Below are 24,802 nucleotides of genomic sequence, written 5' to 3'. Positions count from 1 at the left end.
TATATTACAAACAGGTTAATAATTCATTTACAAATAGACAATCTGCACCATGTCGGTAACTGCACGCAGTGCGCATTTTCAAGCAAGATATCTTCAATAAGATATACGGAAACAGTTTGTAAAAAAATGAGAGTAGAGCAGTATGCAGCATTTGATTGCACTGAACGAAAAGAATTTGAAGAAGTACAATCAATATTTGAAAATATTTGGAATCATGCTATCGAAAGAAGGGAACGTAAAGCAATAAGTAGGAGGCAGGAACATGGAATATCATTAGGCGTTTTATCTAATTATTTATTTATAATTTAAAATCGAGATTATGCATTTTCTTGGAACGATTGATTTGCTTTTTGTAATTCTTTACCTTCTTATCATCGCAGCTATTTCCGTTTGGTCAATAAGAAAAAGTAAAGCATCGCCTTCAGATTATTTTTTAGCCAACCGCAATCTTGGCTGGTGGGTTATTGGCGCATCTATATTGGCTTCAAATGTAGGATCGGAACACATTGTAGGACTTGCAGGTACCGGTGCAACTTCCGGGCTTGTAATGGGTCATTACGAAATGCATTCATGGATTGTTTTGGTACTTGGCTGGCTGTTTGTTCCTTTTTACATGCGCAGCATGGTGTACACAATGCCCGAGTTTTTAGAAAGACGTTTCAATGCAAAATCCAGGAGATTATTATCAATTATACAGTTACTCAGTTATGTAATTGCTAAAGCGTCCGTAACCATTTTCGCAGGCGCACTTGTATTTAATTCTTTCCTGGGAGTTAACTTCTGGACAGGCGCTATAATTCTCGTGGTGATAACAGGTATTTACACCATCCTCGGTGGCTTACATACAGTAATGTACACCGAAGCCATACAGGCATTTGTGTTACTGTTCGGCTCTGCGGTTTTATTATTTATCGGGTTAGATAAAGTGGGCGGCTGGCATGGGCTCATCAATTCTGTTCCAAAAGAAAAATTAAATATGTTCCGTCCTTTAAGCGACCCCGATTTCCCGTGGCTTGGAATTACTTTCGCGGCTCCTATTGTAGGCGTTTGGTATTGGTGTACGGATCAACATATTGTTCAACGTTGTTTAGCCGGCCGCGACGAAAGGCAGGCGAGAAGAGGAACCATATTTGCCGCGTATTTGAAACTGCTCCCTTTCTTCATTTTCTTAGTGCCTGGTTTAATCGCCGTGGCCCTCGTTAACCAGGGAAAACTAACCTTAACAGATAATGATGCAGCGTTCCCAACTTTGGTAAAAGCGCTTATGCCTTTGGGATTAAGAGGTTTACTTGCTGGTGGTTTGCTGGCAGCATTGATGAGTTCATTAGCTTCTGTTTATAATGCATGTTCAACTTTGTTCACCATGGATATTTATCAGAAAATGAAGCCGGAAGCAAGTGGTAAAGAACTGGTAAAAGTAGGTCGAATCGCCACTGGCGTGGTGGTATTACTCGGTATGGCCTGGATTCCATTAATGAGCAGGATATCAGGTACATTATATCAATATCTTCAAAGTGTACAATCTTATTTGGCACCTCCTATTGCCGCTGTGTTTTTACTTGGAGTATTCTTTAAACGTATAAATGGAAAAGGAGCGCTTACAGGAATGGTAGCTGGTTTTATAATTGGCATTATTAAGTTGACATTAGAATTATTTCAAACCGATTTAACAGGTGTGTTGCATGAGTTCGCAACCATCAATTTCCTTTACTTCTGTATTTTATTGTTCCTTTTTTCAATTGCTTTAATGGTAATCGTAAGCCTGCTTACTGCAAAACCTAACGATGAGCAAATAAGAGGATTAACATTCGCAACTACCGTAGCGGAAGACAGGGCTGCGAGCCGTGCAAGCTGGAACAAATGGGATGTTATTCTTTCCCTGATAGTTGTGGCAATTGTGGTTTCTATCTTCGTTTATTTCTCACCGTTAGGTATAGCTTAATAGTGTCAATATTAAAAATAAGATCTTGTCTTTTACTCCTTTATTAATGTATTATGAAAAAGATTTTTTTCCCATTGATTTTTATTTTTTTTGTTTCAGCAACATTTGCACAAAAGAAATATGCATATCCTTTCCAGAATCCTTCGCTATCAATTGAAGCACGGGTAAATGATCTTGTTTCAAGATTAACGCTGGAAGAAAAGGTAGCGCAAATGCTTAATGCAGCACCGGCTATTGACCGTTTAGGTATTCCCGCTTACGACTGGTGGAATGAATGTTTACATGGCGTTGCAAGAACCAAATTTCATGTAACATCATACCCGCAGGCAATTGGAATGGCGGCAACTTTTGATGTTAACTCCATGAAAAAAATGGGGGATTTCACTTCCGAAGAAGGGCGGGCTATCAATAACGAAAGCATCCGTAAAAATGATCGTAGCAGGTACACGGGCTTAACTTACTGGACACCTAACATAAATATTTTTCGTGATCCTAGGTGGGGACGTGGACAGGAAACTTATGGCGAAGACCCTTTTCTTACAGGAAGTATTGCCAACGCGTTTGTAACAGGTTTACAAGGTGATGATCCCAAATATTTAAAAGCCGCAGCCTGTGCCAAGCACTATGCAATCCATAGCGGACCGGAATCTTCACGACATACATTCGATGTAAATATTACTGATCATGATCTTTGGGATACCTACTTACAGGCTTTCCATGAGCTAGTGGTGAATGCAAAAGTAGCAGGAGTGATGTGTGCTTACAATGCTTACGGAGGCCAACCCTGCTGTGGCAACGATAAACTTATGGTTAACATCTTACGCAATCAATGGAAATTTACCGGCTATGTCACTTCTGATTGCGGTGCAATCGACGATTTTTACGAAACACATAAAATGTTTCCTGATGCAGAAAGCTCGGCTGCAGATGCGGTATTGCATGGAACAGATGTAGAATGTGGTAATGCAACTTATAAGACTTTAGTGAAGGCAGTAAAAGATGGAAAATTAACCGAGAAAGACATTGATGCGTCATTAAAAAGATTATTTACGATTCGTTTTCGTCTTGGGATGTTCGACCCCGTTAGTATGGTGAAATATGCACAAATTCCAATTACGGCTTTGGAAAGGCAGCCTCATAAAGCACTTGCGTTGGAGATGGCAAAACAGTCAATCGTCTTGCTACGCAATGAAAATAATATATTACCTCTTAGTAAAAACATCAATCATATTGCGGTCTTGGGACCCAATGCAGATAATGCTAACACACAATTAGGAAATTATAATGGTCAGCCTTCTATTGTTACTACCGTATTGCAGGGTATAAAAGATAAGTTGAAAAATGCGGATGTGTTTTATTCAAGGGCAACCGACTTTACAGCAACGACGCCACAGGATTTTTCAAAACTAATTGACAGTATTAAAAATGCTGATGTTATTATTTATGTTGGTGGAATTTCTCCACGATTGGAAGGAGAACAAATGAAAGTGGACAATCCGGGATTTAGCGGTGGCGATAGAACAACTATTGCATTGCCAAGCGTACAAACCGATTTTATGAAAGCATTGAAAGCAACCGGGAAGCCGGTTGTATTTGTAATGATGACAGGAAGCGCAGTTGCTATTCCATGGGAAGAAGAAAATATCCCGGGTATTATCGATGCGTGGTATGGCGGGCAGGCCGCGGGTACTGCTATCGCGGATGTTTTGTTTGGCGATTACAGCCCCGCAGGAAGATTGCCTGTAACATTCTATAAAAGCGATTCAGATCTACCACCATTTGAAGATTATTCCATGCAAAACAGAACCTATCGCTATTTTAAAGGAGTTCCGTTATATCCTTTTGGATTTGGATTGAGCTATACAAAGTTTACCTATGGTAATCTTAAATTATCTAAGACAAAAATTAATAAAAATGAATCAATTGCAGCCGAACTAACGGTTACCAATAGTGGCGAAATTGCAGGCGATGAAGTCGTACAATTGTATCTTACGCATAAAAATGTATCGGCTGAAGATCCACTTTATTCTTTAAAAGGTTTTAAAAGAATTAACCTTAAGCCGGGCGCGTCTCAAAAAGTAAAATTTATAATTACACCCGGTATGATGAAAGTTGTAAATGACAAAGGACAAAGTGTTTTAAATTCAGGCGATATAAAAATAAGCGTAGCAGGTTCGTTACCGTCACAAAGAAGTGCAGAACTTGGAGCTGCAAAACCTGCAACAGCAATTTTAAGTGTGAAATGATTTCAATCTATTTAATAAAATAATAATAATATATGCTCCTTTTAGGAATTGATATCGGTACCTCTTTTATAAAAGTTTCCGTGGTGGACGCAGTTTCACAAAAATGTATTTCAACCGCACAATATCCCGAAACAGAAAATGCAATCACTTCATTACAATCCGGGTGGGCTGAACAATCTCCTGAAATGTGGTGGGACCAAACTGCAAAGGCTATACGAAAATTAACTGCTGCGAAAGCCTTTGACCCAAAAGATATAGCGGCCATTGGTATATCTTACCAGATGCATGGACTGGTTGCAGTTGATAAACACCAAAATGTTGTGCGGGACAGTATCATCTGGTGCGACAGCAGGGCTGTTGAAATCGGCGAAAATGCTTTCAATGCCATAGGTGAATATATTTGTTCTTCCTGCCTTTTAAATTCTCCTGCAAATTTCACCGCATCCAAATTGAGTTGGGTAAAAAATAATGAGGCGGGGATTTATGAAAAAATTGATAAGATAATGTTACCGGGAGATTTCATTGCAATGAAATTAACCGGGGAAATTACCACCACCAATTCAGCATTATCCGAAGGAATTTTTTATGATTTTCAAAAAGAAGAAATTTCCAAAGATGTAATGAACTATTTCGGTTTTGATGATTCTCTCATGCCTGATGTAAGAACCTTATTCTCTTCACATGGAAACTTATTGCCCGCAATTGCCAAAGAACTTTCATTAAAAGAAAATATTCCCGTAACGTACAAAGCAGGCGACCAGCTTAATAACGCCTTATCCTTAAATGTACTTGAGCCGGGCGAAGTTGCAGCAACCGCAGGCACATCGGGTGTAATTTATGCAGTTACTGACCAGTTATTCAACGATAAATATTCGAGAGTAAATGCGTTTGCACACGTAAATCATACGGCTATGCATAAACGCTTAGGCGTTTTGCTTTGCATTAATGGAACCGGCATTATGAATAGCTGGATAAAAAAAGTGTGTGGCGATGGCCTGACCTATGAAGAAATGGATGCAATGTGTTCAGGCATAGATCCGGGAAGTGATGGTTTGTTTATTCTTCCTTTTGGAAATGGAGCAGAGCGCATGTTGCAGAATAAAATAGTGGGCGCACATATAAACAATATTGATTTAAATAAGCATTCGAAGGCACATATATTCCGTGCAGTTCAGGAAGGAATTGCATTTGCATTTCGTTATGGGCTGGATATCATGCGTGAAAATAATTTACACCCAACTATTATTCGTGCCGGCCGATCCAATTTATTTTTGAGCGATGTATTTATACAATCATTTGTAAATGCAACCGGCGTAGCTGTTGAATTGTACAGCAATGACGGAAGCGTGGGTGCCGCGCTGGGTGCGGGAATCGGGGGGGGCATTTACAAAAATTTTAATGAAGCATTCAGCAACTTTAAGCCCATTAAAAAAATAGAACCCGGAAATACAGACCTTTATGATGAACTTTATTTGAGTTGGAAAAAGCTGTTAGAAGCACATCTGAAAAAATAACGTTAAAGGCTAAAGATTTCTTTTGCATTTCTGGTAGTTTGTTCCGCAACTACCTCTAAAGCAATATTTTTTATCTCCCCAATTTTTTGTGCTATATATATCAAATAACTGCTTTCATTTCTTTTTCCTCTATATGGCACCGGTGTTAAATAGGGAGCATCAGTTTCAAGAACTATATGTTTAAGGTCAATATCTTTAATAATTTCTGCCAGCCCCGAATTTTTATAGGTAACAACGCCTCCTATTCCAAGATAAAAGTTTTGAGCAATAATATCTTTTGCATTTTGCAATGTTCCTCCAAAGCAATGAAAGATTCCTTTTAATCCCCGGGCATTGTATGTTTTTATTACATCAATTGTTTCCTGGAGGGCGTTTCGTGTATGCAACACTAACGGTATGTGATATTGAAGCGCCCATCCTGCCTGGAGAGTAAGGCTTTCATATTGTTCTTTTACAAAAGTTTTATCCCAATAAAAATCAAGGCCTGTTTCTCCTATAGCTGCAAATTTTCTTTCGCTCAATAATTTTTCAATTGCTGACAATTCTTCTTTATAATTTTCTTTTACTGAGCAAGGATGTAAGCCTGCCATTGCAAAACATTTACCCGGAAATTTTTTTTCAAGATGAAACATTGCGCTCGTTTCAGCGCTATCAATTGCAGGAAGAAAAAATTTATCAACTCCTGCTTTTACTGCACGCTCTATTACCTCATCAACATCATTTGAAAACTCTTTTAAATATAAGTGTGTATGCGTATCTATAAAATTCATGAAGCAAAGAAAAATTAAAAATCTTTAACGGTTTATTAAACTTGCTGATGCAACCATTGTCATAGGAGCATTAAAAATATTCATCTTAATCTTATCATTTATGAAACAAGTAAATCAAATTTCGAAACTAGCGAGCCTGTTGTTAATTGCCGGTATTGCTACGTTTTCTTCCTGCAAAAAAGATAACAGTACGAACCAACCCGCAGATACACCAGCAGTTGTTGCCACTATGGATGCGACTCAAAGTGACGCGATTGCAGAATCGCAATATGACGATGTGTTTAATATTACCATGGGTGTTCAATCATCTGATGTGGGAGAAGACATAGGTATTGGAGCCGGCGTTGGCGTTATTTACAACAACGATACAAATCCTGATGGAACTCCAACAAACACGCCCGATTCTGCTTCTTCCCGTTGCTTTACAGTAAATGTTGTTCCTCACATTGCCCATCAATTTCCCAAAACCGTTACCATCGATTTTGGTACTGCCGGCTGCCTTGGAAAAGACGGAAAATTAAGAAAGGGAAAAATTGTTGACTATTTATACGGGCCCGATGTCTGTTCCCGGAAGCACCGTTTCAACAACTTTTATAGATTACTCAGTCGATAGCTTTAAAATTGAAGGCACCCACACCGTCGAGAATACCAGCCTTTCAAATAAAAAACAGTGGACTGTAAAAGTTATTGATGGAAAAATTACCAATACTAACAGCGGAAGCTGGAGAACGTGGAATAGCACTAGAATTCATACCCAGGTTGAAGGAAATGGCACACCACTTTATCCTTTGGACGATAAATTTGAAATCACCGGAAATTCTTCGGGTTCAAACTCAAATGGCAATTCGTGGAATTCCGAAATAGTAACTCCTTTAGTTAAAAGATTTACCTGCCCATGGAAAGTTAAGGGAACTCTGAATATCACCCGAGATACAACTATGGCGATCCTGGATTACGGTGACGGTTCCTGCGATAACAAGGCTACCGTTACAATAAATGGCGTAACTCACATTATTACCCTGCACAAGTAAAATTGTTGTTGATTTGTTAAAAATAATTATATAACTTCACAACAGTTTTCATAGGGTACGGATTAAAAACGGGCCTGGGTATCTACCCAGGCCCAATTTTTTTACGGGGTTAAAGAATTTTAAATTGAAACCCCTTTGCCGAAAAAAAATCCAAAAATTTTGGCAAGGCGTATTCCAGCCTGGGAAAGGCTTTCACGCTATCATGAAAAACGATAATAGAGCCTGCCTTCGCATTATTGATTACATTGAGGTAACAATTTTCCGGAGAAATTTTTACATCAAAATCGCCGCTAAGTACATCCCACATGACTGTTTTCAATTTAAATTTTTCTCCTTGCAATGCTCTTAGCTGAAATTTTGTAATTCTTCCGTAAGGCGGCCTGAAAAATCCGGAATCAATAATATTGGATGCTTCTGCTATATCCTCAAGATATTTTTTATCATCGGTCTTCCAGCCGTTTAAATGATTAAACGTATGATTTGCGGGCTTATGCCCATCAGAAATAATTTGCTTATAAATGTCAAAATGCTCCTTTACATTTTTGCCAATACAAAAAAAAGTTGCTTTGGCATTGTATTTTTTTAATACCTCCAGTACAGACGAAGTTACCTGTGGAGTTGGGCCGTCATCAAATGTGATGTATAAAATATTTTCATTTGTTTCTACGTTCCACAAACATTCGGGATACAATTTTTTAATAAAAGCAGGCGTTTTTACAAAATAAAGCATGTAAGAAAAATAAATCTTTTTAATGAATTAAACCTTCCCAATTAGAGGTTGTCTTAAAATTCATTAAAAATCACCTATAAAACCAACCCTTATGAGACTAAAAAAATTTTTGATCGCTTCTACAGTAGTATTTTTTGCTATAGGATTTGCTTCCTGCAAAAAAGACAACAACAGCAATACTTCTGCCGATACAACAACTGAAACAAAAATGCAGGCAGATGATCAGGCGTTCTTTTCCAATGAAACGGATATTGCTACCAACGACGTAAATGCCTCTATAGATATCAATGGCGGCTCTTACAACCAAACACCCGCCGGTATTAACTCGCCAATATTATCATTACCCTGCGATGCAACAATTACGGTAGATACAACAAGCAATCCACGTACTATTACAATTAATTATAATGGCAATAATTGTAATTTAACCCGTAAGAGAACTGGCAGCGTGGTTGTATCTTTCGCCCCTGCTTTTAAATGGGGAACTGCCCAGGCACAATTGACTGTTAAGTTTGTCAACTTCAAAGTTATCCGCAATGTCGACGGAAAAAGCATTGTTATTAACGGCACAAGAACTATTACGAATGTATCTGGCGGATTGTTGAAAAACCTTGCCACTTTGGATAGTATTGAACATAAGATTGATGATACTAACATGTCAATTACTTTTGACAATGGCGCGCAACGCACTTGGGAAACTCATTTTACTAGAGTTTTCACATATAACAACGGCATCGTAATTTCTACCACGGGTAACATAAGCGGCAAGAACCGTTTTAATGATGATTTTTCTTGTACGATTTTGCATCCATTAGTAATCGAGCAAGGCTGTGACTTTCGTTTAGTTAGCGGACAAGCAGAACACACGGGTCCCAAGGTAAATGCCACAATTACATTTGGGCTTGATACAAATGGAAATCCTGTTAACAGTTGTCCACTTCTTTTTTATCTTAAGGTAGCTTTTACAGGCTCCAATGGAAATACGCTTTCTTATTTGCTTCCGTATTAATTTAATTAATCAAACCTATTTGCAAAGTCGCAGTCTCAACAAGCTGCGACTTTTTATTTTCCTCAATTCTTTGAAAATTATCTCTATACGTATCTTTACACAATGAAAAAAGTAAGAGTAAGGTTTGCACCAAGCCCAACAGGGGGTTTGCATTTAGGAGGCGTTCGCACGGCTTTATACAATTATTTATTTGCAAAAAAACATAACGGTGATTTTGTGTTAAGAGTTGAAGACACTGATCAAAACCGTTATGTTGAAGGAGCAGAACAATATATAATCGATTGCCTTACATGGTGCGGTATTCTTCCCGACGAAGGGCCCCATCACGAAGGTGAATATGGGCCTTACAGGCAAAGTGAAAGAAAAGATGTTTATAGAAAATATGCAGAAGAACTTGTAAAAAAAGGTCATGCATATTATGCTTTTGATACCCCGGAAGAAATTGAATCTTTAAGAGAAAAATTAAAATCAGAAGGAAAAAGCAATCTGCAATATGGCTATCATGTAAGAAACGATATGCGTAATTCTCTTACCCTTCCTGCCGAAGAAACAGAAGCGTTATTAAAAATAAATTTTCCACATGTTATCCGTATTAAAATTGAGGCCAATGAATTTGTATCCTTTAGAGATATGATAAGAGGCGACATACAAATGGATACAAGCTCTGTTGATGACAAAGTATTAATAAAAGCAGACGGCATGCCTACGTATCATCTTGCCGTGGTTGTAGACGATTATTTAATGAAGATAACACATGCGTTTCGTGGTGAAGAGTGGTTGCCAAGTGCACCAGTGCATGTGCTTTTATGGAAATATCTTGGGTTGCAACATCACATGCCCGAGTGGGCCCATTTTCCTCTAATATTAAAACCTGATGGTAACGGAAAGCTAAGTAAGAGAGATGGCGAACGGTTGGGGTTCCCCGTTTTTGCAATGCAATGGAAGGATCCAAATACCGGTGATTTATTGAAAGGATTTAAAGAACTTGGTTTCTTGCCCGAAGCATTTATAAACCTGCTGGCCGTTTTAGGCTGGAATGATGGAACTGAACAGGAAATATTCACCATAGACGAATTGATAGAAAAATTTTCTATTGAAAGAGTGCATTCAAGTGGAGCAAAATTTGATTTTGAAAAAGCAAAGTGGTTCAATCATGAATGGATAAAAAAGTTACCGGTCACCAATTATCAGTCATCAGTAAAAAAATTATTGCAGGAAAGCAGCGTCACAATTGATGATGAAAATAAACTGGAAAAGATTTTGCAATTAGTAAAAGACCGGTGTACTTTATTAACCGATTTTGTGCTGCAATCATCTTTCTTTTTCAAATTTCCCGATACGATTGATATAACTGCCGTTAAGCCGAAATGGGATGATAAGAAAAATCAATTTTTTGTAGAATTGATACGGGCTTATGAATTTATGAATCAATGGCAACATGATGAATTAGAAAAAGAGTTTAAAGAAATTGCTGCCGCGAACCAGATAAAATCAGGCGAGTTAATGCTTCCTTTGCGCATCATGCTTGTTGGTGGAAAGTTCGGCCCCGGTGTATTTCATATAGCAGAATTATTAGAGAAAGAAGAAACAATTAAAAGGATAGAACATGGTTTATCTTTATTAATAAAAAACCATAAAGTTGCTTTGTAACAAACCCTTTTATCTTTGTACTGCATGTCAATAAAAAATAGTATTCTCATAGATAAAGATTCAATAAAGCAACGGCCTATAAGAGTTCTTATTGCCAAAGTAGGACTTGATGGTCATGACCGCGGCGCTAAAGTTATTGCAACTTCACTTCGCGATGCGGGTATGGAAGTAATTTATACCGGGCTTCGTCAAACTCCTGAAATGGTTGTGAATACTGCCTTGCAGGAAGATGTAGACGCGATCGGCGTAAGTATTTTATCAGGAGCTCATAATACCGTATTTCCAAAAATATTACACTTGCTTACAGAAAAAAAGATGGATGATGTGCTGCTTACAGGTGGCGGTATAATTCCTGATGATGATATGAAATCTTTAAATGAATTAGGCGTAGGAAAATTATTTCCACCTGGAACACCCACAGCAACAATTGCTGCATATATAAAGGAATGGGTAAAAGTACATCGGGATTTTTAGTTGATTAAAAGAAACTCACTTAATCATTTCTATTGAAATTAATTACTGATATGTACCAGACACTTTTAACAGGATTGGAAAATGGAATATTTACAATTACAATCAACCGCCCAGATAAATTAAATGCCCTTAACAAAACGGTTTTAGATGAGCTTGATCAGGCAATGCAAACCGTTTATGAGGATAATAAAATCAGAGCGGCTATCATTACCGGGCAGGGAGGCAAAGCATTTGTTGCAGGTGCAGATATAGCTGAATTTATAGGAATAAATGATGAAGACGGCCCAATGCTGGCAGGTAAAGGTCAGCAAATATTTTTTAAAATTGAAAATTGCCCGAAGCCAGTAGTTGCGGCTGTTAACGGTTTTGCTTTAGGCGGAGGATGTGAGCTGGCAATGGCTTGTCATTTCAGGCTGGCAAGCGACAATGCAAAATTTGGCCAGCCGGAAGTTAACCTTGGACTGATTCCGGGGTATGGTGGCACACAGCGTTTAACCATGCTTGTGGGGAAAGGTAAAGCAATGGAATTAATGATGAGTGGCAATATGATTGACGCAGTTGAAGCTAAAGAACTTGGCCTCATAAATCATGTTACAACTGCTGAAAGTCTTCTGGAAAAAACAAAGGAAATATTAAACGTGATTCTATCAAAATCTCCAACTGCAGTTTCAAAAGTAATACAAGCGGTTAATGCATTTTATGATTTTGATAAGAATGGTTTTAATGAGGAAATAAAATTATTTGGAGAAGTATTTTCTTCCGCTGATAAAAAAGAAGGAACGACAGCATTTATTGAAAAAAGAAAACCGGTTTTTAAAGGAAACTGATTTTGTTAAACGTGAATGGAGTTTGCTGAATGATTGTCTTTACGTTTATGATTCACCAGTTACATTAAAAATTGTTGCATTAACTTTGGGAAAATGAAGATGGCAATAATAGACAGAGTTTTTTTGTTGTTATTATCAGTAATAATTTTATTTACTGCCTTCTGGATCTTTCGTACACATACGGTTTTAGAAAATTCAGGTTCTCCAACTACAGTGGTTCGCCTGTTCGATCTAAACAATGATTTACTGTATAATATAGTTACCATTTTCTCTATTATATTATTATTGCTTTCAAATATTTTTTACTGGAGAACCGGTAATGGAATTTATTTTTTGTGGAGTGTCTTTTATTTTATGGCCGGCATTATAGCATTAGCTGTACTTGAAAACGCAAGATTTTATTATATAAAGCAAAATGGAATATGGAACGGTAAATTTTCTTCAGGATTTATAGTTTCAGTTTATTTAATATTAATCGTGATTATTATAACAATCATCGATTTCTTCATTATAAATTATTTACGAAAAAAAGCTATGGCAAAACGTAAAAAATACGGACGGTTTTTTGGTAAACACGCTGGAAACCTTAATTAACTATTTAAATTAATTACATCACCAAGAAGACATAAGATGGAATACAGAATTGAGAAGGATACAATGGGAGAAGTGAAAGTGCCTGCCACGGCTTATTACGGCGCACAAACCCAAAGAAGTATAGAAAATTTTAAAATTGCACAGGATATAAACAGGATGCCAAAAGAAATTATCCGTGCATTTGCCTATTTAAAAAAAGCAGCAGCAATTACAAATTTTGATGCCGGTGTGTTATCTAAAGAAAAATGCGATTTGATTGGAAGAGTATGTGATGAAATCCTTGACGGCAAATTAGATGATGAGTTTCCTCTTGTTGTATGGCAAACCGGAAGTGGAACGCAAAGTAACATGAACGTAAACGAAGTAATTGCGTATCGTGGTCACGTGTTAAACGGGGGTAAACTTACCGATAAGGAAAAAGTGCTTCATCCCAATGACGATGTAAACAAATCGCAATCAAGCAATGACACCTTTCCAACTGCAATGCACATTGCCGCTTATACGATCCTGAATGAACTTACATTACCCGCAATTGAAAACCTCAAAAATACTTTAGTTGCAAAAGCGAAAGCGTTTATGTCAATTGTAAAAATTGGACGAACCCATTTTATGGATGCAACACCATTAACGCTCGGACAGGAATTTAGCGGCTATGCGTCACAGTTAGAACATGGAATTAAGGCTATAAAAAATACATTGCCGCATTTAAGTGAGCTTGCTCTCGGGGGTACTGCTGTAGGAACGGGAATTAATACGCCTCCGGGCTATTCAATAAATGTTGCTCAAAATATTGCAAAACTTACGGGGTTTCCTTTTCAAACTGCGGAAAATAAATTTGAATCACTGGCTGCACATGATGCAATTGTGGAGGCACACGGCGCTCTAAAAACCGTTGCTGTAAGCCTTATGAAAATTGCCAATGACATCCGGATGTTATCGTCAGGGCCACGCAGCGGAATTGGAGAAATTCATATTCCGGATAATGAACCGGGATCTTCCATAATGCCCGGAAAAGTAAACCCGACACAATGTGAAGCTCTTACGATGATTGCTGCGCAGGTTATGGGAAATGATGTTGCAATTAGCATCGGAGGCGCCACCGGCCAATTTGAATTAAACGTTTTTAAACCGGTAATGATTTATAATTTTCTGCATAGTGCCCGGCTTATTGGTGATGGATGTAACAGCTTTAACGAAAAATGCGCCAAAGGCATTGAACCTATATTAGATAATATTAAAAAGCATGTTGATAATTCTCTGATGCTGGTAACGGCTCTCAATACAAAAATTGGATATTATAAAGCCGCTGAAATAGCGCAGAAAGCGCACAAGGAAAATACCACGTTAAAAGAAATGGCCGTGAAACTTGGCTATGTAACGCCTGAGCAATTTGATGAATGGGTAATACCAAAAGATATGGTAGGGAAAATATAGGTTTCTTAAACCAATAAAGTTCGACAAAGCCTAAACCAATTTTTAGGCTTTTTCTATTTAATCGAAATTCGGTATTAGATTTTTAATTTAATTCTTTTTTAAAATTTTATCTGATAACTCCCGTACCATCCGAATAAATCATCCTCCATTCAGCAGATATCAGCATTCCACAAACTGATAATTAAATGCGATTATTTATCAAGATAAATAGAGCATAAGTTATTTATTCCTTGTTAGTTGTAATATAATAAAGCGCCCGTTAAAACGTTTGAGCATATGAATATCCCAGGAAAATCCCTTTTAATCCGAAAAATACGGTAGTATGCAGAAAATCTACTCTGGAACATTCAATATTCATGTATTACCCATTATTAAATCTTCAATCTCACGGTTTTTAAACCACAGAAAGGGAACACTGAAGATATTTGTCTTTTTATTTTGCTCTCTTCAATTCATTTTACCGCTCCGGTCCTTTGCTCAAAAAATGCTGTTCAGTTACAGTTATTTTAATGTTACGCGTAATAACGGCGGAGGAACACTCGAACAAGGGGATACGATTGAAATACATGCATTAGTTAAAATAAACAACTCAAGCAGTAATTTTTATTATGTTGATACAATTCCTGCTGGCACTCAATATGTCAATAATTCCCTGAAACTCGTTACCAACGAAGGTCTTTTATATACAGGAAGCGGTCCTTATACAGACGCAAGTAATGATGATGCAGGAGCGTATGATGCAACTATACCTGGAGTTCGTGTTAATTTAGGCACAGGTGCTTCAAAGGCGCTAAGCGGCGCCGGTTTTGGTAATGCTACCGGCGGCGGAACTGTACTTGCAGGCAATGTTCCAAAATTTTATGGATCTACTTTATTCATTGTTGCTTACAGGTTGTTAGTGACAGCTAACAATGGGGATACAATACATCCAACCGGCAATTTTCATATTGACACAGCAGGCGTATATAAAACTTATCGTTTTAATTATGGCGCAATAAAAGTTATTCAAAACCAGGCATTATGCACCAACTTTTCAAGTGCTAGTTTTTCGGCTGAAAGTTCTTTTGGCGATGGTAGTATTAAAAACAGGGCCTTGGCGGCTATCGTTCCCGGCTACACGAAAGTTAACCTCGATTTGAATAACCCGCAGGATAACTATTATTCCATTGTAAATAATACAAGTGCTGATGGAACAACGAATAATGCGGGCCCGTATAAACCCACCACCAATAACTCCCGTGTATTTGGAGGATTTTGGGATATAATAGGCGATCATACAGGAGCTACAAACACCTCAACAGGAAATTTACCTGTTGCAACAGGCGGAACTGGTGGCTATATGTTAGTTGTAAACGCAGCATTTACTACGGGAGAAGTTTACAGAGACACTATAAAAAATGTATGCCCCAATACTTATTATGAGTTTTCAGCATGGGTTAGAAATATTTGCGGAGTATGCGGCATAGATAAAAATAGTGCGGCAACGTACACACCCCGAGTGTTGCCTAATTTGTCTTACACTATTAATGATGTCGATTATTATACGACCGGAAATATATCTCATGATAATACCTGGCAAAAACGGGGATTTATTTATAAAACAGGGCCGACCGGAACGCAATTTAGGATTACCGTAAAGAATAATGCGGCTGGCGGAGGAGGGAACGACTGGGTGCTTGATGACATAAAACTTGCCACTTGCTATCCCAATCTTATTAACAGTCCAAAAGATACTGCCACCTCGTGCGCTAATGTTCCACTCTCTTTGAGTGATACGGTAAAAAGTTATTTCAATAATTATACTAATTTTTGTTGGGAGAAAAGCCTGGATGGAGTAAACTGGATTGGCACCGGCGTTTGCAGTTCAAAATACCAACACTCGTAAATGGCGAATGGGTATATACAGTTGATACAACCTTTACGCCGGTAGCAGCCGACAGCGGTACTTTTTACCGGCTAAAGGTGGCAACCACTCCGGGTAATTTAAATAATTCCTTATGTTCTGTAGGCAACAGCCAAAAAATATTCGTGAAAATATTTAATGTCAATTGCGCATTATTAGACAATTTACTTTTGGACTTTGACGGCTATATTATAAACGAAAAAGCAGTTCTTAAGTGGACTTCATCCGGAAGCGAAACAAACCTTAAGGAATATGATGTTGAAAAAAGCCTCGATGGAATAAACTTCTCACGTACAGGGATAATCCCAACCATATTATAGGTTAAGGCTTGAAAGTTTATCAGGCAACAATAAAAAATATTCAAAAATTATTGCGCTATATAATAGAAATGCGCCATTTAAAGTAAATGCAGTCAATCCCTTTAAAGAAGATTTAAAAATAAATATATTTCTACCCAATGAGGGAAATGTCTTTATAAGCCTTTATGATATATTCGGCAGGATGATAACGAAAAAGAATATGCAGTTTAGCAAAGGAACATCGCAAATAACTCTTAATGATTTAGGAAGTCTCTCTCCCGGAATGTATGTTCTGAGAACAGAATTCAACAATAAAATAGTTCAAAACAAATTGTTTAAAGTGAACTAGTAAACAATAGCAATACAAAGAAAAAATATTAACTAATAGCTACTAACGTATTCTAATAAACGAAATCCTCAGCTTGTTCTTTAAAAATCCATTGTTTAAATTTCAATAAAACTTTAATGAAACGATTGCGCAGAAATAAATTATTCCATTATTATTCACACCCATCATAAAGAAAACTGCCGGATTTTATTCCAGCACTTTTTTTTAGAAAAATTTTATTTAAAAAATATGGTAATTACCGATATCATAGGCGATAGTTGAAATACCATCCGTAAGACTTGTATGTATTTCGCCGACATTATAGGCGAACCATCGTTCCGCAGTTGCTAATGGAGTAGGGCTGCCTAATACAAAGAACTCATATTTCACTTTTATAACATTAGGAAAATTAAAAGTTGCTATCGTTACCGGAACTGCTTTTGCTAATATGGTCATTTTAAAAAAGCCTGTTATAGGAATTCCCGATATAGTACCGTTGATGTTCGGAGAATTCCATGTCGAACCATTTACTACATTATCTTTTAAAAATATATACTCACCGAAAACAGGTTTATCAAACTGAATAAAATCTGAGAAGTTCATATATTGATAATAATCGCCACCGGGCTTACGGAAATATGCTGAATCGGTTGCGCCAGATGGCGGAACATCATATTGCGCTATTGTTTTATAGGTATTAGCTCCAAAAACGGGAGCATAATTAATTACTGTTAAATACATAGAATCCTGGGTAGTGCCTGCAGCCAGGCTAAACGTCCAATTGGAATTTGGTGTAAGTGGAAAATAATCTCCCGAAGGAGCCACGCCCGGTAAAAATGTAAGACTAAAACTGCAATTGCTGGTGCCAAAAGTTACCGTAAAATTTTGTACGCCCGGGGCTACAGGGGTGCCGCTTCCCGTTAGTAAAATTGTTTGTACTCCCGTTGCTGTAAATGACCCCGTTTTAGAAAATACAACTCCATTTGCTATATTAGTTGAAATGGAATATTTCCCCGCCGTAGTAACATTTACCTGAACTTGTATCGTATTTGAGGCATCCAGTGGAATTCCCTGCTGGTACGCTCCGGCAATTGCAAAAGAAGTACAACTTCCACCTCCGCCGCCAAGAGTTCCTGACGCGGGCGGAGCGAAATTTATTATAAAATCGCATTGGCTATTGCCATAACTTAAAGTGAAATGTTGATCACCCGCGTTTGTTGGTATTCCGCTTCCGGTTAACGTTATATTTTGTACACCGGTAGAAGTAAACGTTCCCGTCTTCGAAAAGGAAACTCCGTTAATCGTGTTTGTTTTTATAGAGTATGTGCCTGCCTTTGCAACGGTCACCTGCACCTGGACTGTATTTGAAGAATCCAGCGCAACACCCTGCGAATACGTTCCTGCTAATTTTACAGGCTTACACCGTCCTGAACTATCGCCTAAAACACCAGAAGAAACGCCACCTCCACTTCCGGTATTACTAAATGATGACGTAAACTTGCCCTGTGTTATTTGAATTAATTTATTTGACGAATTGAGTGCAGAACCGGAAAAAGTTCCAGATATGTTAGTGCTAGTTAAAGCTGTTATAATAACTGTAAACTCTCCTATCAATTGATTAGCCTGGTAAATATTGCTACCTCCCGCGGTATATAAAAAGGTTGATTGAAACAATGAAGCTTTGTAAGTCCCGGTTATAAAAGAAGGGGCATAAAGCTCAAGATTAAAGGTCTGCGTTCCATCAAGTGATTTTCCGATAAGATGAAGAATCTTTGTATTGAAAGATGTAGATGAATCAATGTACGAACTGTCCATATTCCCTGCAAACAATTGTGAGCTGTCGTTAAATTGCCAGGTACCGGTTGGAGTTGTCTTTTCGCCGTGTTCAATACTGTATTCTTTTTGGCAGGCATTCAATAATACAATAGCCGCAAAAAAGTAAAGTGCAATTTTGATGTGTTTCATTGTACGAATTTAAAATTAATAGCTTTCGGCAATTTTATGAAACCTGCATTTCATCATTAACCAATGCCCCCGTTTCCACACTTTTAGCAGGAACACTTTTAGAAGTGTGTTTAAAAAAACGTTTTTGGAACACGAGTATTGTGATGATGCCAGTAGATATAGCCGCATCTGACAGATTAAAAATAGGCCTGAAAAATTCAAAGTCTTCGCCTCCCCAGAAAGGAACCCACAAAGGAAAATGGGTATTTCTTATAACAGGAAAGTAAAGCATATCAACCACTTTACCATGTAAAAAACCTGCATAGCCATGAGCCGGAAAAATTTTTGCAACATTATAGGCAAACTGGCTGCTGTCTTCAAAAATGAGCCCGTAAAACATGCTGTCTATAAGGTTTCCCAAAGCGCCTGAGAAAATAAGAGCCGCACAAATTATAAACCCTGGATGATATTTTTGTTGAATAATTTTTTTTATATAAAATACCCCAAAAATTACAGCCGCAAGCCTGAACAAAGTCAAAATAATTTTGCCCCAATCGCCGCCAAATTTCCATCCATAGGCCATCCCTTCGTTTTCAATAAAATACAAACGAAACCAGTTTCCCAATACTGCATGGGATTCCCCCATATGATAATGCGTTTTTACATAAATTTTTAACGCCTGGTCAGCTATAACAATAAGGCAAATAATTAAAAAGACATTTCTTCCTTTCACGTAATAAATTTAAGGAGTAAAGATAACAAAATTGGGCAAGGCTGGTATTCAAATACGTTAATAATTAGCAAAGACGTATTAGAATTTGGACTGTAATAATTGAATAATTTTTCAATCTCACTCTTCAAAATAAACTCTTTTAACCCTTTGCGATATACCGGTCATTATTTCGTAGGGAATTGTTTGTGACCACGCAGCAAGTAGATTTAGCGGCAGGCTTTCCCCAAAAACAATCACCTCATCGCCTTCTTTCGCTGCCTCAAGTTCTGTTATATCGAGCATTGTCATGTCCATACATACATTGCCAACTACAGGCAACATTTTACCATGTAACATCATTTTACCAATCCCATTTCCTACACTTCGCGGATAGCCATCAGCATACCCGATACGCACTGTCGCAATAGTACTATCTTTTTGGAGCCTGGCATTTCTTCCATACCCAACAGTATCACCCGCCTTTACTTTTTTTATTTGCGCTACAGTTGTTGTAAGTGTAGTAACATTTTTCAACCGTTGTTGCATTTTTTTATTACCGTCAATTCCATAAAGACCAATGCCAAGTCTTACCATATCCATTTGCAAATGAGGATGACGGGTGATGCCGGCCGTATTAGATATGTGCTTTATAAATTTATACCCCAAAGTATCTTCAATTCTTTCACAGCAATTTTTAAAAATTTTTGATTGCTGTAATGTAAACTCATCTTCTTTTACATTTTCTGCTGCAACAAGATGTGTAAAAACACTTACCACTTTTATCAATGAGTTTCCTTTAAGCATATCATTCAACGCATCTATATCTTCGCTTGTAAAACCAAGTCTGTGCATACCCGTATCAATTTTAATATGAACGGGGTAATAATTTATTCCTGAAGATTTAAGAAAATTTCCAAACTCATTTAAAATATTAAAAGAAAAAATTTCAGGCTCAAGATTATAATTCACTATAGATTCAAATGTTGATGGTTCAGCATTCATAACCATAACAGGCAATGTAATTCCTGCTTTGCGCAACTCAACGCCTTCGTCAGCATAAGCTACCGCGAGATAATCTACTTTATTATATTCTAAAACTGATGCGATTTCAAAGCCTCCGCTTCCGTAACTGAAAGCTTTTACCATTGCCATAATTTTTGTTCCCGGTCTAAGCAAAGACTTGTATTGTTTTAAATTATGAACGATTGCATTGAGGTTTATGGAAAGCACCGTTTGGTGGGCTTTTTGCTCCAACTTATGGCTGATTTCTTCAAAGCTAAAACTGCGTGCGCCTTTTATTAAGACAGTTTCATCCTGGAAATTAAGATGGTTAAAACTCAACAGGAATTCATCAACATTTTTAAAAAATCGTTTCTCTTTTAAAAACGAAAATTCCATTTGCATGGAAAAAATATCCGTTCCAATCCCAATCAATCTATCGATTTTTCTATGCTTAAAAAGCTTTGCAACTTCTTTATATAATTCATGCGGATGTTTACCCGATTGCAAAATATCAGATAGAATAACTGTATGCTTTTTATGTTGCTTTTGTTGTTCTAAAAAATTAAGAGCAATTTCTAAAGAATGTAAATCATTGCTATAACTGTCATTTATAATGGTACAATGATTAATGCCCTGTTTGAGTTCGAGCCTCATTGCAATAGGGTAAAGAAATTCAAATTTCTTCCTTATTTGTTCATCGCTTTTATTTAATAACAGAAGAACACACCAGCAATTGATGGCATTTTCAATTGATGCTTCATCAGCAAACGGAATACTTATAGAAACATTTTCGTCTTTATAAATTGCTTTTATTTTTGTATGGGACTTGCTTTTATTTATTGCTAAAACCTGAAGTTTATTATGGCCGCTTTTACCCCACGTAAATAATTCCAACGCTTTATTCTTAGCATTTATTTTAGATTGAAAAGCAAGAATAACCTTCATTATTTTTTCATCATCTGCACAACAAACCAATTGTTTTGCATGAACAAAGAGTTGTAGTTTTTCATTAATTTTTTCCGTTCTATTTTCAAATCCTTCGTCATGCGCATTTCCAATATTGGTAAGCAAACCAATAGAAGGTTTAATTATTTTTTCAAGACGATTCATTTCTCCGGGCTGTGAAATACCGGCTTCAAATATGGCGAGGTTGTGCGATTTATTAATGTTCAACACACTTAGCGGAACACCAATTTGAGAATTGTAACTTTTCGGGCTCCTGACTATTGAAAAATTTTCTTCAAGCAATTGGTTCAGCCATTCTTTTACAATTGTCTTTCCATTACTTCCCGTAATGCCAATTACTGTAAGCTTTTTAAAAAAGGCACGATGATAGGCAGCAAACAATTGCAAAGCATGAACGGTATTGTTAACAAGAATAATATTTGCAAGAGGAAGTTTTTTAGTACTTATATTTTTATCGGTTGTAACAAAATTTCTTACTCCTTTCGCATACAATCCTTCAATAAATTTATTGCCATCATGATGGGAAGATTTAATTGCGAAAAAAATTGTACCGGTTGTATCAATAATTTTTCGGCTATCGAGCGAAAGAGATAAGGGAACAGGCAAATCAATATTTTTATTTATTAATTTCCCTTTGGTAACTTTTGCAAGTTCCTCCATTGTATAGTGAATCGTTTCATTCACAACAGCTCAATTTATTTGATTAATTTTTTTTAAATCCGTCTGCGTAGCGTTTCTTTTCTTGTTGAATATATTGAAAATAAAACAGCGCCAGTAATACAACTTACAATCACCAATAACGATACCCATATTGCCAGATGAATATTAAAAATTTCAATCAACATTTTTAATCCGATAAAAACCAAAACAACAGCAATCCCTTCTTTCAGGTGCCTGAACTTTGTAACCGCTCCTCTCAATAAAAAAAATAAAGAACGCAGCCCTAATACCGCAAAAATATTTGAAGTATAAATGATCATTTTTGTTTGCGTAATTGCAAACACTGCCGGTATCGAATCCAATGCAAACGCAATATCAGTAGTTGCCAGCATAATCATAACTACAAAGAGTATGGTAAAATATTTTTTACCGTTAATTACTTTCGTGAATTTTCCATCGCCGTAATCACTAGTTAATGGCACTATTTTTTTTAAGAAAACATAGATGCTGTTCTTTTCAGGTTCGAACTCATTTTCTTCACTAATTAAAAACATTTTAACTCCGGTGTACACTAAAAACACTCCGAAAATATAAAGCACCCATTCAAACCTTTGCACTATTGCAATGCCAACCGTTATAAAAATAACTCTTAAAATAATGGCGAGTAAAATGCCCAGCAGCAACACCCTGTTGGAATGTTTTTCAGAAATACCGAAGTAGGAAAATATTAAAATGAACACAAAAATATTATCAATACTAAGTGCCCATTCCATCAGGTAAGCGCTTATATACTCCAGCGCTTTTGTTTGGCCGTTTTCAAAATAAACAAATAAAAAAAAGCCCAGCGCAAGGCTCACCCAAAAAACCGTTTGAAGCGATGCTTGTTTTATAGAAACTTTTTTTGATCTCTTACTCAGTAACCCAAGATCGAAAATCAATGCAATGACAATTACAATCCCAAAAACCGCATAAGTCCATTCCGTTGCATTCATGTTTATTAGTATTGTAACAAAGATATGTTTTGGAAAAAAAGTTTAACCAGTCTGCATTTAATTTAGCAATTGATTACACGCTATATTTTTTTCTGCGCCACCATTGGTAAATAATTCCAATAAGTACAATTACCAATACCGGAAGTGCAAGATTTATTACCTGCCAGTTTGTTTTTTGTTCAGCAACTTTTTTAGGATCGAGCAGGCGAAGTGTATAATCTTTGGCCCTGGCTTCGCTAAGGTTGGCCGTATTGATAAGATATTCAATGCAGTTTTCAACAAATTGTTTATTGGCAAACTGGTACTCATACTGTGTTCCAACTGTATAAGAATTTACACCCATTGGTAACGGGCTGCCCTGCTGAACACCGTTTAAAACAATATCACCATCTGCAACAACAATCATTTTATTATTGTTTATGCATTGAGTTAAAAAAGGAGTGCCATATTTTTCCAGCGAATCCATTTCCTGCTGGCTCACCCTATTTTTATACAAAGAAGAAAATCTGCCTTCGAGCAAAACGCCTGCGGGAATATCTCTCTTTTTAAAGGCTTCATCTTCAGGCGCATTACGGTTTTCTTCGCCGCTTATTAACGCGGGAGTTTCAATGGTTCTTGAATTTGCAGATGAACTTAAAAGAATTATTTTTTTAATTCCTGCTGCGCCCACGGTGTCAATAGAATTTACGAATCTCCCCGCAACTAGTCCAACATTTTTATTGATAAGGCTGTTTTGTTTCGATTCGAATAATGGAAAATAATTCCAGTGTAAAAAATCAAACTGATCTTTTCCATTAACTGAAAATGGCAAATAATCTGATTGCAAATCCATGATAAGATCAGGATTAATTCTTACTCCATATTTAAATAAAAGATCATCAAGATTAAGATTACGGTCATAAGCAATTACCTGGTTTTTTATTTGCAGGCTGTCCATCTCGGCTTCTAACTTATCGATAAACCAAATTACTTTTCCCCCACGCATGACATATTGATCAATTTTTAATTTTTCATCTTCAGTAAAAGATACGGTGGGTTTTACAATCATCAACAGTTTAAAAGTATCAGGAATTACTGGTTCTTTGGCAATATTTAAAGTGAACAAACTATAGTTTTTTCTCAGCACATTTTCCACAAGGTCATATACATTGTCGCCGGTCGGTTCTCCATTCCCTACTGAGTAGGCAATCATCGGCTTTTTATTTTCCATCAGTTTATACAGCGCATCTGCAAACTTATATTCAAGTAAAGCTTCGGAACTGTTTAACTCCGGGGGTGTAATTACCGTTTGGGTTCCCGAATATAAATTAACGGGCAAGATTTTATTTTTATATTGAACTAACGCCGCCGGGTAAACGTACTGGGATTGTTCGCCAGCCTTTAACTGAACTTTCAAATTAATGGGAACAATCCCGAGAGATGAAAGTGTATCGGCATAAGTTCTGGTAGTTCCCGGCATTTGCTCGTCGGGCGAAATAAGTTTATAGTTTATTCTGCCATTTGCATACTCTTTAAATTCCTGCAAAAGTTCTTCTGCTGATGTAGAAAGATTTTTGAAACCTGCCGGCATATCGCCTTTTAAAAAAATAGTTACCTCTGCAACACCATCCATATTGCCCAATATTTTCTTTACAGGAGGAGAAATGGTAAACCTTTTTTCATTAGTTAGATCAATACGTTTATGGATTACTGAAGCAAAAAAGTTCACGGCAATAATTGCAGCAATCACAACTATCCACCACCATTTTTTATTTTTAGCTGATAAGGACTTCATT

22 protein-coding genes are annotated in these 24,802 nt (G+C 37.0%); 15 read left to right on the top strand and 7 right to left on the bottom strand.

Annotated elements, in window-relative coordinates:
- Positions 1–126: 126 nt before the first annotated feature.
- The 4 genes from FW778_RS07020 to FW778_RS07005 are packed head-to-tail and all read left to right on the top strand — an operon-like array spanning position 127 to position 5,702.
- Positions 127–309, top strand: coding sequence for a hypothetical protein (locus tag FW778_RS07020; RefSeq protein WP_150413881.1), 183 nt, complete (start codon positions 127–129; stop codon positions 307–309).
- Positions 310–319: 10 nt separating this feature from the next.
- A complete protein-coding gene (locus FW778_RS07015) occupies positions 320–1,942 on the top strand; it encodes a sodium:solute symporter (protein WP_150413880.1) in 1,623 nt (540 codons plus the stop codon).
- A 53-nt stretch (positions 1,943–1,995) separates the two neighbouring features.
- Complete coding sequence (locus FW778_RS07010) at positions 1,996–4,188, top strand: glycoside hydrolase family 3 C-terminal domain-containing protein (RefSeq protein ID WP_150413879.1); 2,193 nt, start codon at positions 1,996–1,998, stop codon at positions 4,186–4,188.
- 32 nt (positions 4,189–4,220) lie between these two features.
- Positions 4,221–5,702: a xylulokinase gene (locus FW778_RS07005; protein WP_150413878.1), complete on the top strand. Its 1,482-nt coding sequence runs from the start codon at positions 4,221–4,223 to the stop codon at positions 5,700–5,702.
- Positions 5,703–5,704: 2 nt separating this feature from the next.
- Here the strand turns inward: FW778_RS07005 and FW778_RS07000 are convergent, their stop codons facing one another.
- The gene (locus FW778_RS07000) at positions 5,705–6,472 is read right to left on the bottom strand and encodes a TatD family hydrolase (protein WP_150413877.1); all 768 of its coding nucleotides are present in this window, start codon (positions 6,470–6,472) and stop codon (positions 5,705–5,707) included.
- A 100-nt stretch (positions 6,473–6,572) separates the two neighbouring features.
- Here FW778_RS07000 and FW778_RS06995 point away from each other — a divergent pair, with 100 nt between their 5' ends.
- Both FW778_RS06995 and FW778_RS06990 read left to right on the top strand, forming a co-directional pair.
- The gene (locus FW778_RS06995; RefSeq protein WP_150413876.1) at positions 6,573–7,085 is read left to right on the top strand and encodes a hypothetical protein; all 513 of its coding nucleotides are present in this window, start codon (positions 6,573–6,575) and stop codon (positions 7,083–7,085) included.
- Positions 7,030–7,503 (top strand): hypothetical protein, encoded by a 474-nt coding sequence (locus FW778_RS06990; protein ID WP_150413875.1) that lies wholly within the window; start codon positions 7,030–7,032, stop codon positions 7,501–7,503. Before FW778_RS06995 ends, FW778_RS06990 begins: the two co-directional genes overlap by 56 nt.
- A gap of 109 nt (positions 7,504–7,612) precedes the next feature.
- Here FW778_RS06990 and FW778_RS06985 read toward each other — a convergent pair whose 3' ends face one another.
- Entirely contained in the window at positions 7,613–8,233 is a 621-nt protein-coding gene (locus FW778_RS06985) for a polysaccharide deacetylase family protein (protein WP_150413874.1), read from the bottom strand.
- 91 nt (positions 8,234–8,324) lie between these two features.
- Between FW778_RS06985 and FW778_RS06980 the strand changes: the two genes are divergently transcribed.
- The 9 genes from FW778_RS06980 (at position 8,325) to FW778_RS23700 (ending at position 16,772) form a co-directional block, all read left to right on the top strand.
- Positions 8,325–9,242: a hypothetical protein gene (locus FW778_RS06980; RefSeq protein ID WP_150413873.1), complete on the top strand. Its 918-nt coding sequence runs from the start codon at positions 8,325–8,327 to the stop codon at positions 9,240–9,242.
- Positions 9,243–9,344: 102 nt separating this feature from the next.
- On the top strand, positions 9,345–10,892 hold the full coding sequence (gltX, locus tag FW778_RS06975; protein WP_150413872.1) for a glutamate--tRNA ligase: 1,548 nt from the start codon (positions 9,345–9,347) through the stop codon (positions 10,890–10,892).
- A 24-nt stretch (positions 10,893–10,916) separates the two neighbouring features.
- On the top strand, positions 10,917–11,366 hold the full coding sequence (locus FW778_RS06970) for a cobalamin B12-binding domain-containing protein (protein ID WP_150413871.1): 450 nt from the start codon (positions 10,917–10,919) through the stop codon (positions 11,364–11,366).
- Positions 11,367–11,398: 32 nt separating this feature from the next.
- Positions 11,399–12,193, top strand: coding sequence for an enoyl-CoA hydratase-related protein (locus FW778_RS06965; RefSeq protein ID WP_235906097.1), 795 nt, complete (start codon positions 11,399–11,401; stop codon positions 12,191–12,193).
- 93 nt (positions 12,194–12,286) lie between these two features.
- Complete coding sequence (locus tag FW778_RS06960; RefSeq protein ID WP_150413870.1) at positions 12,287–12,787, top strand: hypothetical protein; 501 nt, start codon at positions 12,287–12,289, stop codon at positions 12,785–12,787.
- A 36-nt stretch (positions 12,788–12,823) separates the two neighbouring features.
- Positions 12,824–14,221 carry a class II fumarate hydratase gene (gene fumC, locus FW778_RS06955; RefSeq protein WP_150413869.1) on the top strand — a complete coding sequence of 466 codons (1,398 nt, stop codon included), beginning with the start codon at positions 12,824–12,826 and terminating at the stop codon, positions 14,219–14,221.
- A 322-nt stretch (positions 14,222–14,543) separates the two neighbouring features.
- Complete coding sequence (locus FW778_RS06950; RefSeq protein WP_150413868.1) at positions 14,544–16,106, top strand: hypothetical protein; 1,563 nt, start codon at positions 14,544–14,546, stop codon at positions 16,104–16,106.
- Entirely contained in the window at positions 16,079–16,444 is a 366-nt protein-coding gene (locus FW778_RS06945; protein WP_202552098.1) for a hypothetical protein, read from the top strand. Before FW778_RS06950 ends, FW778_RS06945 begins: the two co-directional genes overlap by 28 nt.
- A 46-nt stretch (positions 16,445–16,490) precedes the next feature.
- Positions 16,491–16,772 (top strand): T9SS type A sorting domain-containing protein, encoded by a 282-nt coding sequence (locus tag FW778_RS23700; protein ID WP_150414414.1) that lies wholly within the window; start codon positions 16,491–16,493, stop codon positions 16,770–16,772.
- 219 nt (positions 16,773–16,991) lie between these two features.
- Here FW778_RS23700 and FW778_RS06935 read toward each other — a convergent pair whose 3' ends face one another.
- The 5 genes from FW778_RS06935 to gldG all read right to left on the bottom strand — a co-directional run bounded on the left by FW778_RS06935 (position 16,992) and on the right by gldG (position 24,801).
- Positions 16,992–18,716, bottom strand: coding sequence for a hypothetical protein (locus tag FW778_RS06935; protein WP_150413866.1), 1,725 nt, complete (start codon positions 18,714–18,716; stop codon positions 16,992–16,994).
- 34 nt (positions 18,717–18,750) lie between these two features.
- Positions 18,751–19,428, bottom strand: coding sequence for a lipoprotein signal peptidase (locus FW778_RS06930; RefSeq protein WP_150413865.1), 678 nt, complete (start codon positions 19,426–19,428; stop codon positions 18,751–18,753).
- Between the two features lie 117 nt (positions 19,429–19,545).
- Entirely contained in the window at positions 19,546–22,059 is a 2,514-nt protein-coding gene (locus FW778_RS06925) for a bifunctional UDP-N-acetylmuramoyl-tripeptide:D-alanyl-D-alanine ligase/alanine racemase (protein WP_235906095.1), read from the bottom strand.
- Positions 22,060–22,088: 29 nt separating this feature from the next.
- Positions 22,089–23,027: a TerC/Alx family metal homeostasis membrane protein gene (locus FW778_RS06920; RefSeq protein WP_150413864.1), complete on the bottom strand. Its 939-nt coding sequence runs from the start codon at positions 23,025–23,027 to the stop codon at positions 22,089–22,091.
- Between the two features lie 73 nt (positions 23,028–23,100).
- Positions 23,101–24,801, bottom strand: a complete 1,701-nt coding sequence (gene gldG / locus FW778_RS06915; RefSeq protein WP_150413863.1) for a gliding motility-associated ABC transporter substrate-binding protein GldG — start codon at positions 24,799–24,801, stop codon at positions 23,101–23,103.
- Position 24,802: the final 1 nt, after the last annotated feature.

This window comes from Ginsengibacter hankyongi, assembly GCF_008710285.1.
Lineage (GTDB): Bacteria > Bacteroidota > Bacteroidia > Chitinophagales > Chitinophagaceae > Ginsengibacter > Ginsengibacter hankyongi.
Note: the sequence above shows the minus strand (reverse complement) of the source record. Positions and strands in the feature narration are given on the sequence as shown.